General features: G+C 57.6%; 15 protein-coding genes. 12 read left to right on the top strand and 3 right to left on the bottom strand.

What is annotated here, in order from left to right:
* Positions 1-90: 90 nt before the first annotated feature.
* From glpK to HF327_RS07290, 3 genes are read right to left on the bottom strand one after another with little or no spacing between them, the layout of a single operon-like run.
* The gene (gene glpK / locus HF327_RS07280) at positions 91-1,587 is read right to left on the bottom strand and encodes a glycerol kinase GlpK (protein WP_169107613.1); all 1,497 of its coding nucleotides are present in this window, start codon (positions 1,585-1,587) and stop codon (positions 91-93) included.
* Entirely contained in the window at positions 1,584-2,081 is a 498-nt protein-coding gene (locus tag HF327_RS07285) for a GNAT family N-acetyltransferase (protein WP_169107614.1), read from the bottom strand. Before HF327_RS07285 ends, glpK begins: the two co-directional genes overlap by 4 nt.
* Positions 2,078-2,842, bottom strand: a complete 765-nt coding sequence (locus HF327_RS07290) for a DeoR/GlpR family DNA-binding transcription regulator (protein WP_169107615.1) — start codon at positions 2,840-2,842, stop codon at positions 2,078-2,080. Before HF327_RS07290 ends, HF327_RS07285 begins: the two co-directional genes overlap by 4 nt.
* Before the next feature lie 525 nt (positions 2,843-3,367).
* On the opposite strand from HF327_RS07290, the gene HF327_RS07295 reads away from it, so the two are divergent.
* The 12 genes from HF327_RS07295 to secY all read left to right on the top strand — a co-directional run bounded on the left by HF327_RS07295 (position 3,368) and on the right by secY (position 10,818).
* The gene (locus HF327_RS07295) at positions 3,368-4,963 is read left to right on the top strand and encodes a glycerol-3-phosphate dehydrogenase/oxidase (protein ID WP_169107616.1); all 1,596 of its coding nucleotides are present in this window, start codon (positions 3,368-3,370) and stop codon (positions 4,961-4,963) included.
* Between the two features lie 423 nt (positions 4,964-5,386).
* Positions 5,387-5,755, top strand: coding sequence for a 50S ribosomal protein L14 (rplN, locus tag HF327_RS07300; protein WP_099735453.1), 369 nt, complete (start codon positions 5,387-5,389; stop codon positions 5,753-5,755).
* 11 nt (positions 5,756-5,766) lie between these two features.
* The gene (gene rplX, locus HF327_RS07305; protein ID WP_099735454.1) at positions 5,767-6,087 is read left to right on the top strand and encodes a 50S ribosomal protein L24; all 321 of its coding nucleotides are present in this window, start codon (positions 5,767-5,769) and stop codon (positions 6,085-6,087) included.
* Between the two features lie 10 nt (positions 6,088-6,097).
* Entirely contained in the window at positions 6,098-6,637 is a 540-nt protein-coding gene (gene rplE, locus HF327_RS07310; RefSeq protein ID WP_099735455.1) for a 50S ribosomal protein L5, read from the top strand.
* Positions 6,638-6,645: 8 nt separating this feature from the next.
* On the top strand, positions 6,646-6,951 hold the full coding sequence (rpsN, locus tag HF327_RS07315; RefSeq protein WP_099735456.1) for a 30S ribosomal protein S14: 306 nt from the start codon (positions 6,646-6,648) through the stop codon (positions 6,949-6,951).
* A gap of 20 nt (positions 6,952-6,971) precedes the next feature.
* The gene (rpsH, locus tag HF327_RS07320; RefSeq protein ID WP_099735457.1) at positions 6,972-7,367 is read left to right on the top strand and encodes a 30S ribosomal protein S8; all 396 of its coding nucleotides are present in this window, start codon (positions 6,972-6,974) and stop codon (positions 7,365-7,367) included.
* Positions 7,368-7,391: 24 nt separating this feature from the next.
* Positions 7,392-7,925: a 50S ribosomal protein L6 gene (gene rplF, locus HF327_RS07325; RefSeq protein ID WP_099735458.1), complete on the top strand. Its 534-nt coding sequence runs from the start codon at positions 7,392-7,394 to the stop codon at positions 7,923-7,925.
* 11 nt (positions 7,926-7,936) lie between these two features.
* Positions 7,937-8,302 carry a 50S ribosomal protein L18 gene (gene rplR, locus HF327_RS07330; RefSeq protein WP_099735459.1) on the top strand — a complete coding sequence of 122 codons (366 nt, stop codon included), beginning with the start codon at positions 7,937-7,939 and terminating at the stop codon, positions 8,300-8,302.
* Positions 8,303-8,318: 16 nt separating this feature from the next.
* On the top strand, positions 8,319-8,840 hold the full coding sequence (gene rpsE / locus HF327_RS07335) for a 30S ribosomal protein S5 (RefSeq protein WP_099735460.1): 522 nt from the start codon (positions 8,319-8,321) through the stop codon (positions 8,838-8,840).
* Between the two features lie 14 nt (positions 8,841-8,854).
* Positions 8,855-9,037, top strand: coding sequence for a 50S ribosomal protein L30 (gene rpmD / locus HF327_RS07340; protein WP_099735461.1), 183 nt, complete (start codon positions 8,855-8,857; stop codon positions 9,035-9,037).
* 11 nt (positions 9,038-9,048) lie between these two features.
* Positions 9,049-9,480 (top strand): 50S ribosomal protein L15, encoded by a 432-nt coding sequence (gene rplO / locus HF327_RS07345; RefSeq protein WP_099737787.1) that lies wholly within the window; start codon positions 9,049-9,051, stop codon positions 9,478-9,480.
* 24 nt (positions 9,481-9,504) lie between these two features.
* Positions 9,505-10,818 carry a preprotein translocase subunit SecY gene (gene secY / locus HF327_RS07350; protein WP_169107617.1) on the top strand — a complete coding sequence of 438 codons (1,314 nt, stop codon included), beginning with the start codon at positions 9,505-9,507 and terminating at the stop codon, positions 10,816-10,818.
* Positions 10,819-10,918: the final 100 nt, after the last annotated feature.

Here is a 10,918-nt window from a genome sequence, read left to right on the forward strand (position 1 = left end):
CAAAAGGGATGCCTTGGCATCCCTTTTTTATGGTCTTTCACGTCTTTAGCGCTTGATATACAAGCGCTGGTAGCTACTGAATTGATAGTTTTAAAGCGCTGTGGTCTGGCGTACGGCTTGTTCCCAGCGCTGCATCAGCTCGTCGGCACGGTCCTTGCTCAGTGTTGGCATGAAGCGGCGATCTGCCTTCCACAGGGCGGATAGCTCTTGGGTGCTTTGATAGACACCGGTGGACAGACCAGCCAGATACGCCGCGCCCAAAGCGGTGGTCTCCACGCAGGCAGGACGCACGACGGGAATGCCCAGCAGATCCGCCTGAAACTGCATGAGCAGGTTGTTCACGCTGGCGCCGCCATCCACGCGCAGCTCGCTGACAGGGCGGCCGCCGTTGCTGACGGCATCGCGACTCATGGCTTGCAGCAGGGCGGCGCTTTGGTAGGCGATGGATTCGAGCGCGGCGCGGGCAATGTGGGCAATGGTGGTGCCCCGTGTCAGGCCGGTGATGGTGCCGCGGGCATCGGGCTTCCAGTAGGGGGCGCCCAGACCGGTGAAGGCGGGGACCATCATCACGCCGCCGCTGTCGGGCACGCTTTCGGCCAATTGCTGTACTTGACCGCTGTGTTCAATGGCCTGAAGGCCATCGCGCAGCCACTGCACCACGGCACCGCCGACGAATACGCTGCCCTCCAGCGCAAACTGGGGCGTGGCGCTGGTCTGGGCGGCGCTGGTGGTCAGCATGCCGTTGGCCGATGTCTGAAAGTGGCTGCCCGTGTGCATGAGCGTGAAGCAGCCAGTGCCATAGGTGTTTTTGGCCATGCCCGCGTCAAAACAGGCCTGGCCGAAAAGGGCGCTTTGCTGGTCGCCCGCCACGCCGCCAATATTGATGTGGCCGCCCAGCACGTCGTCAGCGGTCTGGCCAAAGTCGGCGGCCGAGGGCAGAACCTCGGGCATGAGGCTGGCGGGAATGTCCAGCAGGGCCAGCAGGTCGGCATCCCACTGGTTGCGGTGCACGTTAAACAGCATGGTGCGGCTGGCGTTGCTCACATCCGTCACATGGCGCTTGCCGCCGGTCAGTTGCCAGATCAGCCAGCAATCCACCGTGCCAAAGGCCAGCTCGCCGGCTTGTGCAGCGGCGCGTGCACCGGGCACGTTGTCCAGCAGCCACTTGAGCTTGGTGCCCGAGAAATACGCGTCAATGCGCAACCCGGTCTTTTGCAGAATGCTGCCGCTGTGGCCCGCCTCGCGCAGTTGTACGCAAGTGGGCTCTGCACGGCGGTCCTGCCAGACGATGGCGTGGTGAATGGGCGCGCCGGTTTTGCGGTTCCAGACGATGGTGGTTTCGCGCTGGTTGGTAATGCCGACTGAGCGAATGTCGCTGGCCTTGAGGCCTGCCTTGGTCAGCGCCTCTTTGGCAGTGGTCAGCTGGGTGCGCCAGATCTCGCGCGGGTCGTGCTCCACCCAGCCCGGCTGAGGGTAGATCTGCGTCAGTTCTTGCTGGGACGATGCGACGATGCGGCCCTGCGTGTCAAACACGATGGAGCGGGAGCTGGATGTGCCCTGATCCAGGGCGAGCAGATAAGTGGTCATGATGGATCTGTCGTTCTGAGGGGGAGAACAAAGCGCGCCATTTCGGCTTGCTCGCTCCAGCCCTGTTGAGGGTAGAAGCCGCGAACATAGGATAAGCGCTCGCGGTTGTTGAGCAACCAGATGCGTACGCAGCCCTTGTCGCGCGCCGCCTGCGTGGCGGCGTCAAGCAATTGCTGGCCAAGACCCGCGCCGCGTGCGGTCTCAGCAATAAAGAGCTCGCTCACATAGGCTTCCCAGCCCTGCAAGACGGCGATGGGTAGCCAGTGCACAGCGCAGTAGCCGTGAATGCGCTGCTGAGCGTCTTCTGCGATCAGCAGCAGATCGCGTTCTGGTTCGGTGTGTGCGTGGTCCAGCAAAGTCTGTAAGGCCTGCTGGTTCTGGTCTGAAGTCTGGTTTTCATAAGCCTTGAACCAGCCGATGCCGTGGAGCAGCCCGGCAATGCCTGCTGCGTCAGAGGGCAAGGCAGGGCGAATGACATAGCTGGGCCCGCTCATTGGGCAATCGTGCACTGCACCTCGGCATCGCGCAGCAGGGCGTCGAAGGGGGGGGAGGGCGGCACATCGGTAAACAGGCGATCAATCTGGTTCAGGCGGGCCAGTTCCACCATGGCCTGGCGGCTAAACTTGCTGTGATCGGCGGCCAGCCATACTTCACGAGACTGGCCGATGATGGTCTGGGCCACTTTTACTTCACGCAAGTCAAAGTCGCGCAGGCTGCCGTCGGACTCGATGGCCGAGATGCCGATCACGGCAATATCGACTTTGAACTGGCGCATGAAGTCCACCGCAGCTTCGCCCACAATGCCGCGGTCGCGGGTGCGCACCACGCCGCCGGCCACGATGACTTCGCAATCCGCATTGCTGCTGAGGATGGCCGCCACGTTCAGGTTGTTGGTAATGACGCGCAGACCCTTGTGGTGCAGCAGGGCCTGAGCCACAGCTTCCGTTGTGGTACCGATATTGAGAATCAGCGAGCACCCATTAGGGATGGCGTCGGCCACGGCCCGTGCAATCCGCATCTTGCCCTCGGCGTGCAGCACCTGGCGCTGGGTGTGGGCCAGGTTCTCCACCGTAGCGCTGGGCACGCGCACGCCACCGTGAAAACGCACCAGCAAGCCTGCATCGGCCAGTTTTTGAATGTCGCGGCGCACGGTTTGCAGCGTGACGCCCAGGGTTTCGGCCAGATGCTCCACCGAGGTGGACTGGCGGGCGCGGACTTCTTCGACAAGCTGTAGCTGACGGGGGTTGCTGTTCATGGCTTCTGACTAGTTATATAGGTGACTTGGCGCATTGCCTGTCTTGGCTCGCTCAACGATGCTTGCCTTGCGCTGAATCCGGATTGTGGGCGAATCCAAACGAACCTCTAATAGGGGGATTTTCTATGGATTTGCGCTGTAAGAAACAAAAATGAATGCGCGTTGAGCGGTTATGACGGATCTGGAACGTTAGAAGTGTCGGGGTGCAGAACCTGTCTGCGTTGTGACTGAGCCCGCTATATCAACATTTTTGGGATGCCTGGGTCTGTTGCGTTCAAGGACATGCGGCGGATTCTGCTTGCTTTTGGGTTGCCTTGAGGTAACAGTGGGCGTATCCACTCAGGCCTGTCTGTGAACGGAGATTTTCTTAAATCGCGCTAAAACGAATCATTATTTCCAGGGTTGAATACCGTAGAAACGAAAAAGAGCGAAAATACACGATCTGAAATTTGTTCTTTGCTTTGCGCAACACATTGCTTGGGGTGATGTGGGTGCTGCCCGGCATGTCACTGCAGAAATCTTTCCATGAATCAGTCCACTCAACCCTTGGCCACAACGCGCGCGCAACTGCTGGAGCGTCTGGCGCAGTCTGAAACCTATGACCTGGCGATCGTAGGGGGCGGAGCCACCGGGCTGGGGGTGGCGGTGGATGCGGCGGCGCGCGGCTTCAAGGTGGTTCTGCTGGAGTCCATGGACTTTGCCAAGGGCACCTCATCGCGTGCTACCAAGCTGGTGCATGGCGGTGTGCGCTATCTGGCGCAGGGCAACATCTCTCTGGTGCGCGAGGCCCTGCATGAGCGCACCACGCTGCTGCACAATGCGCCGCATTTGGCCCAGCCGCTGGCCTTTGTCATGCCTTCATACAAGCTGCTGGATACGCCGTTCTACGGCATCGGCCTCAAGATGTATGACGCGCTGGCCGGCAAGGCAGGCCTGGGTTCCACGGAATTCCTCTCGGCTGCCAAGACGGTGAAATACCTGCCAACAGTGCAGCAGAAAAGCCTCAAAGGCGGCGTCAAATACTGGGATGGTCAGTTTGACGATGCCCGGCTGGCGCTGGCGCTGGCCCGCACGGCAGCGGCCAAGGGCGCTCTGCTTGTCAATTACTGCGCTGCTGAAAAGCTGATCTACGAAGATAGGCAGATTGCGGGTCTGGTTTGTCGTGATACCGAGTCTGGCCAAAGCTACACCGTGCGGGCCAAGTGCGTGGTCAATGCCACAGGCCCTTGGGTAGACCTGTTCCGCCAGCAAGATGCCGAGGCGCAGGGCAAGCCCGTCAAACCCATGGTTGCGCCTAGTCAGGGTGTTCACGTGGTGGTTGATCGTGAGTTTTTGCCGACCGATCACGCACTGCTGGTGCCCAAGACCGCCGATGGTCGTGTGCTGTTCGCCGTGCCATGGCTGGGCAAGGTCATTCTGGGCACGACAGACACGCCGCGCCACGACCTGGCTCGTGAACCCTTGCCCTTCCCTGAAGAGCTGGACTTCATCCTGAGCGAAGCCGGCAAGTATCTGAACCGTCAGCCCACGCTGGCCGATGTGCGCAGCATGTGGGTGGGCCTGCGCCCTTTGGTCAAGCCCCAGGACGATGACGGCGAAAACACCAAAAAGATCAGCCGCGAACACACCGTCATGGCCAGCAAGACCGGTCTGGTCACGGTCACGGGCGGCAAGTGGACGACTTACCGTGCCATGTCTGAAGATGTGCTGGCCGAATGCTTCCAGATTGGCCGCTTGCCCAGCCGGCCTGCGGGTGTGACGGTGAATTTGCCCTTGGTTGGTGCGCCAGCGGAAGCGGCGGTGACGCACAGCATGAATCAGGCGCAAGGCCTGCACTCCTATGGCACGGATGCAGAAGCGGTCGCTTCGCTGCCTGGTGCGCAGAACTGGCTGATGGATGGTTTGTCCGAAGCCATGGTGCGCTTTGCCGCTCGCTTTGAATATGCGCGCACGGTTGAAGACATGCTGGCGCGCCGCAGCCGCCTGCTGTTCCTTGATGCACGCAAGGCGGCCGAGATCGCTCCGCGCGTGGCCGCCATCTTGGTCGAAGAGCTGGGGCGGGATGCGAACCTCAACGATTTCATGGTGCTGGCCCAGCAATATTTGCCAGTACAGGCCTGAGCGGTTTCTTATCGATAAGGGGGTATGGCGGAGCTGCAACAGCGGCGCTGTCCGCAAGGCGTTGGAAAAAATGAGCTGAAAGCGCTTGATTCTTAATGATTTCAAGCGTTTTCTTTCATGAAATCAAACCATGGCAGGCTCTGTCTGCTATGGTTTTGATGATGATTGATGCAGGAGCAGCTGCCTGCATCAATTGTTGATGTGGTTGTTGCGGGTATTGCAGGCTAAGCGCTTGACGTACAAAGGAATTACTGCGACAATCTTCTGCTTCACATATAAAAACGTGAAGTGTTCTGCCCAGTGGAAGCACTACGAAATGGTTCGTGGTGTGGACGACGGGCCCAAGACTGACTGGCTGCTTGATCAGCCCTTGAGAAGACTCTGGGGCTGTCTGGTTTGCTGGAGCAAGTTGGGAATATTGAAATGATCCAAACAGAATCTCGGTTAGAGGTTGCCGACAACACCGGTGCGAAGTCTGTTCAGTGCATTAAGGTACTGGGCGGCTCTCATCGTCGCTATGCGAGCGTTGGTGACATCATCAAGGTGAGCATCAAGGAAGCAGCTCCTCGTGGTCGCGTCAAAAAAGGCGAGATCTACAGTGCTGTGGTGGTGCGCACCGCAAAGGGCATCCGTCGTGCAGACGGTTCGCTCGTAAAGTTCGACGGCAATGCCGCCGTGCTGCTGAACGCGAAGCTGGAGCCTATCGGCACCCGCATCTTTGGCCCCGTGACTCGTGAACTGCGTACTGAAAAGTTCATGAAGATCGTGTCGCTGGCCCCTGAAGTTCTCTAAAGGAAAGCACCATGAACAAGATTCGCAAGGGCGACGAAGTTATCGTGCTGACTGGCCGTGACAAGGGCAAGCGTGGCACTGTTTCTCTGCGCAAGGATGACTCCCACGTTATCGTGGACGGTATCAACCTCGTCAAGAAGCACACCAAGCCAAACCCCATGAAGGGCACCACCGGCGGTATCGTTGAAAAGGCTATGCCTATTCACCAGTCCAACGTGGCTATCTTCAATGCAGCGACTGGCAAGGCTGATCGCGTGGGCATCAAGGTCAACGCCGACGGCGCACGTGTTCGCGTGTTCAAGTCCAGCGGCGCCGAAATCAAGGCCGCTTGAGGAGTAACACATGGCACGACTGCAAAAACTCTATCGCGAAAAGATCGCGGCTGAACTGAAAGAAAAGTTCGGTTACACCTCCGCTATGGAAGTGCCTCGTCTGAGCAAGATCACCCTGAACATGGGTGTGAGCGAAGCCGTGGCCGACAAGAAGGTGATGGACAACGCCGTAGCTGATTTGACCAAAATTGCTGGTCAGCAGCCTGTGGTGACTAAGGCCAAGAAGGCTATCGCTGGTTTCAAGATCCGTGAAGGCCAAGCAATTGGCTGCATGGTGACCCTGCGTGGCGTTCAAATGTACGAATTCCTGGACCGTTTCGTGACCGTGGCTCTGCCCCGCGTTCGTGACTTCCGTGGTATTTCGGGCCGTTCGTTCGATGGTCGCGGCAACTACAACGTTGGCGTCAAAGAACAAATCATCTTCCCTGAAATCGAGTACGACAAGGTGGACGCTCTGCGTGGTCTGAACATCAGCATCACGACAACAGCGAAGAACGACGAAGAGTGCAAGGCACTGCTCGCAGCGTTCAAATTCCCCTTCAAGAACTGAGGTGGCGCATGGCTAAAGTAGCAATGATTCAGCGCGAAATCAAGCGCGAAAAGCTGGCAGCCAAGTTTGCTGCCAAGTATGCAGAACTGAAGGCAATCGCCGGCGACGCAAAGCGTTCCGACGAAGAGCGCGATGCCGCTCGCCTGGGTCTGCAGAAGCTGCCCCGTAACTCGAACCCCACTCGTCAGCGTAACCGTTGCGAGATCACTGGCCGTCCACGTGGCACATTCCGTCAATTCGGTCTGGGCCGCGCCAAGGTGCGTGAATTGGCCTTTGCTGGCGACATCCCCGGTGTCACCAAGGCCAGCTGGTAAGCAAGCAGGAGAGATTAAACATGAGCATGAGTGATCCCATCGCTGACTTGCTGACACGCATCCGCAACGCACAAATGGTCTCCAAGACCACCGTGTCGGCTCCTTCCTCCAAAGTGAAGGTTGCTATTGCACAGGTGCTGAAGGAAGAAGGCTATATCGACGGCTTCGAAGTGAAGTCCGAAGGTGGCAAGTCCGAACTCGAAATTACCCTGAAATACTACGCCGGTCAGCCTGTGATCGAACGTATTGAACGTGTGAGCCGTCCTGGCCTGCGCGTTTACAAGGGTAGCAACGCAATCCCTCAGGTCCAAAACGGCCTGGGCGTAGCCATCATCACTACCCCTCAGGGCGTGATGACAGATCGCAAAGCACGTGCTGCCGGTATCGGCGGTGAAGTGCTGTGCTATGTGGCTTAACGGACATTAAGGAGAAATACTGAAATGTCTCGCGTAGCAAAAGCTATTGTGACCATCCCCGCTGGCGTGGATGTGTCTATCAACGCTGACTCCATCAAGGTCAAGGGCAAGGGCGGCGATCTGTCGCTGGCTCTGAACGCCCTGGTGAACATCGGCAACAACGACGGCAAGCTGTCTTTCGCTCCCTCGAACGATTCCCGTGAAGCTGACGCTCTGGCCGGTACATTCCGCCAGTTGGTCAACAACATGGTCAAGGGTGTGACTGAAGGCTTCGAGAAGAAGCTGACGCTGATTGGCGTGGGCTACAAGGCTGCTGCATCCGGTTCCAAGCTGAACCTGGCAGTGGGCTTCTCGCACCCCGTCAACTTCGAGATGCCTGCCGGCATCACTATTGCTACCCCCACTCCGACTGAAATCGTGATCAAGGGTGCTGACCGTCAAGTGGTCGGTCAATTGGCTGCTGAGATCCGTGCCGTTCGTCCTCCCGAGCCTTACAAGGGCAAGGGCATTCGCTATGCGAATGAGAAGGTCACGATCAAAGAGACCAAGAAGAAGTAAGGAGCTGCATTATGTTGACCAAGAAAGAGCAGCGTCTGCGTCGCTCGCGTCAAACACGTATCCGCATTGCACAGCAAGGCGTTGCGCGTTTGAGCGTGAATCGCACGAACCTCCACATCTACGCTTCCGTGGTTTCGGAAGACGGCACCAAGGTGCTGGCTTCGGCCTCCACTGCAGAAGCCGAAGTGCGCGCCCAAATCGGCGCCGCTGGCAAGGGTGGCAACGTGGCTGCAGCCACACTGATCGGCAAGCGTATTGCTGAAAAGGCAAAGGCTGCTGGCGTTGAGAAAGTCGCTTTCGACCGCGCCGGTTTTGCATACCACGGCCGCGTGAAGGCTTTGGCAGAGGCCGCTCGCGAAGCGGGCCTGCAGTTCTAAGCGGAGCGGATTGAAAATGGCAAAGTTTTCCCCCAAAGTGCAAGACCAAGGCAATGACGACGGTCTGCGCGAAAAAATGATCGCGGTTAACCGCGTCACCAAGGTTGTGAAGGGTGGTCGTATTCTCGGCTTCGCTGCACTGACCGTGGTTGGCGACGGTGATGGCCGCGTTGGCATGGGTAAGGGCAAGTCCAAGGAAGTGCCTGCTGCCGTGCAAAAAGCGATGGAAGAATGCCGTCGCAACCTGATGAAGGTTGCACTGAAGAGCGGCACCATTCACCACTCGGTGAAGGGCCATCACGGCGCAGCCAAGGTTGAACTGCACCCAGCTCCTAAGGGTACCGGCATCATCGCTGGCGGCCCAATGCGCGCTGTTTTTGAAGTGGTGGGTATCACCGACATCGTGGCCAAGAGCCACGGTTCGTCGAACCCCTACAACATGGTTCGCGCAACTTTCGACGCTTTGAAGAACTCCACGACCCCTGCGAACGTGGCAGCAAAGCGCGGCAAGTCGGTTGAAGACATCTTCACCGCCTGATCGGAGACCAGCACATGACAACACAACAAACTGTCAAGGTTCAGCTGGTTCGTAGCCCCATTGGCACCAAAGAGTCGCACCGTGCGACTGTGCGTGGCCTGGGTCTGCGTAAGCTGAACAGCGTCAGCGAACTGCAGGACACTCCTGAAGTGCGCGGCATGATTAACAAGATCGCCTACTTGGTGAAAGTTCTCTGAAAGGATTGATGATGGAACTCAATAGCATCAAGCCTGCAGATGGCTCCAAGCATGCGAAGCGTCGCGTGGGTCGCGGTATCGGTTCTGGTCTGGGTAAGACCGCCGGTCGTGGCCACAAGGGTCAAAAGTCGCGTTCGGGTGGCTACCACAAGGTAGGCTTCGAAGGCGGTCAAATGCCTCTGCAGCGTCGCCTGCCCAAGCGTGGCTTCAAGTCGCATCTGCTGAAGTTCAATGCAGAAGTGAGCCTGTCTGAGCTGGATAAGCTTGGCCTGGCTGAAGTCGATCTGGCTGCTCTGAAGCAAGCCGGTCTGGTTGGTTCTATCGCTAAGGTCGTCAAGATCATCAAGCGTGGTGAACTGACTAAGGCTGTCAAGCTCAACGGCATCGGCGCTACTGCCGGCGCCAAAGCCGCCATCGAAGCTGCCGGTGGCAGCATCGCCTGATTAAAGTTCTGAAAGAAGACATCCGTGGCTACTAGCGCAGCTCAAATTGCAAAGACTGGAAAATTCGGCGACCTACGTCGTCGTCTGGTTTTTCTGTTGCTTGCGCTGGTCGTATACCGAATCGGGGCTCATATCCCCGTTCCGGGAATCGATCCAGCGCAGCTGCAGCAGCTGTTCTCTGGCCAGCAGGGCGGCATTCTCAATCTGTTCAATATGTTCTCGGGTGGAGCGCTCTCGCGTTTCACAGTGTTTGCACTGGGGATCATGCCGTACATCTCGGCATCGATCATCATGCAGCTCATGACCTACGTGGTCCCTACATTCGAGCAGATGAAAAAGGAAGGTGAAGCGGGTCGTCGCAAGATTACCCAGTACACCCGCTACGGCACATTGGGCCTGGCGCTGTTTCAGTCCTTGGGAATTGCTGTTGCTCTGGAAAGCTCTGCAGGCTTGGTTCTGAACCCTGGTTTTGGCTTCCGCATGACTGCGGTAGTCAGTCTCACGGCTGGTACCTTGTTTCTGATGTGGCTCGGTGAACAGATCACAGAACGTGGTCTGGGCAACGGTATCTCGATACTGATCTTCGGCGGTATCGCCGCAGGTCTCCCGAGCTCCATTGGTGGTCTGCTGGAACTGGTGCGAACCGGTGCCATGAGCATTCTGGCGGCAATCTTCATTGTTCTCGTTGTGGCAGCCGTGACGTACTTCGTCGTGTATGTCGAACGAGGTCAACGCAAGATCTTGGTGAATTACGCACGCCGACAAGTCGGCAACAAGGTGTACGGTGGTCAGTCTTCGCACTTGCCACTGAAGCTGAACATGGCAGGTGTGATTCCTCCCATCTTCGCTTCGTCGATCATCTTGCTGCCTGCAACGGTGGTGAATTGGTTCAGTGCAGGGGAATCTATGCGCTGGCTGAAGGATATTTCGAGCACGTTGACCCCTGGTCAGCCAATCTATGTCATCCTTTACGCTACAGCGATCATTTTCTTCTGCTTCTTCTATACGGCCCTGGTCTTCAACAGCCGGGAAACTGCCGACAACCTGAAGAAGAGTGGTGCTTTCATCCCCGGGATTCGTCCTGGCGAACAGACGGCCCGCTACATTGACAAGATTCTGGTTCGCCTGACCCTGGCTGGCGCGATCTACATTACCTTCGTGTGCTTGTTGCCCGAATTCATGATCCTGAAGTACAACGTTCCGTTCTACTTTGGTGGTACATCGCTGCTGATCATTGTGGTCGTGACGATGGACTTCATGGCACAAGTGCAGAACTACGTGATGTCGCAGCAATACGAGTCGCTTCTTAAAAAAGCGAACTTTAAGGCTGGTATTTGATGATAGGGCTGCCCTGAGGGGCAGCCTGCCAAAAGTTAGTAGACGCCCATCGAGCTATCGCGGGCATTGTCCCCGGTCGATAGGCCGATAGTGGATGGAT

It is taken from the genome of Comamonas suwonensis (assembly GCF_012844455.2).
Lineage (GTDB): Bacteria > Pseudomonadota > Gammaproteobacteria > Burkholderiales > Burkholderiaceae_C > Comamonas > Comamonas suwonensis.

What these genes read in the sequence shown, in the direction of transcription:
- glpK (WP_169107613.1), bottom strand. Translation starts at nt 1,587, where the DNA reads ATGACCACTTATCTGCTCGCCCTGGATCAGGGCACATCCAGCTCCCGC.
- HF327_RS07285 (WP_169107614.1), bottom strand. Translation starts at nt 2,081, where the DNA reads ATGAGCGGGCCCAGCTATGTCATTCGCCCTGCCTTGCCCTCTGACGCA.
- HF327_RS07290 (WP_169107615.1), bottom strand. Translation starts at nt 2,842, where the DNA reads ATGAACAGCAACCCCCGTCAGCTACAGCTTGTCGAAGAAGTCCGCGCC.
- HF327_RS07295 (WP_169107616.1), top strand. Translation starts at nt 3,368, where the DNA reads ATGAATCAGTCCACTCAACCCTTGGCCACAACGCGCGCGCAACTGCTG.
- rplN (WP_099735453.1), top strand. Translation starts at nt 5,387, where the DNA reads ATGATCCAAACAGAATCTCGGTTAGAGGTTGCCGACAACACCGGTGCG.
- rplX (WP_099735454.1), top strand. Translation starts at nt 5,767, where the DNA reads ATGAACAAGATTCGCAAGGGCGACGAAGTTATCGTGCTGACTGGCCGT.
- rplE (WP_099735455.1), top strand. Translation starts at nt 6,098, where the DNA reads ATGGCACGACTGCAAAAACTCTATCGCGAAAAGATCGCGGCTGAACTG.
- rpsN (WP_099735456.1), top strand. Translation starts at nt 6,646, where the DNA reads ATGGCTAAAGTAGCAATGATTCAGCGCGAAATCAAGCGCGAAAAGCTG.
- rpsH (WP_099735457.1), top strand. Translation starts at nt 6,972, where the DNA reads ATGAGCATGAGTGATCCCATCGCTGACTTGCTGACACGCATCCGCAAC.
- rplF (WP_099735458.1), top strand. Translation starts at nt 7,392, where the DNA reads ATGTCTCGCGTAGCAAAAGCTATTGTGACCATCCCCGCTGGCGTGGAT.
- rplR (WP_099735459.1), top strand. Translation starts at nt 7,937, where the DNA reads ATGTTGACCAAGAAAGAGCAGCGTCTGCGTCGCTCGCGTCAAACACGT.
- rpsE (WP_099735460.1), top strand. Translation starts at nt 8,319, where the DNA reads ATGGCAAAGTTTTCCCCCAAAGTGCAAGACCAAGGCAATGACGACGGT.
- rpmD (WP_099735461.1), top strand. Translation starts at nt 8,855, where the DNA reads ATGACAACACAACAAACTGTCAAGGTTCAGCTGGTTCGTAGCCCCATT.
- rplO (WP_099737787.1), top strand. Translation starts at nt 9,049, where the DNA reads ATGGAACTCAATAGCATCAAGCCTGCAGATGGCTCCAAGCATGCGAAG.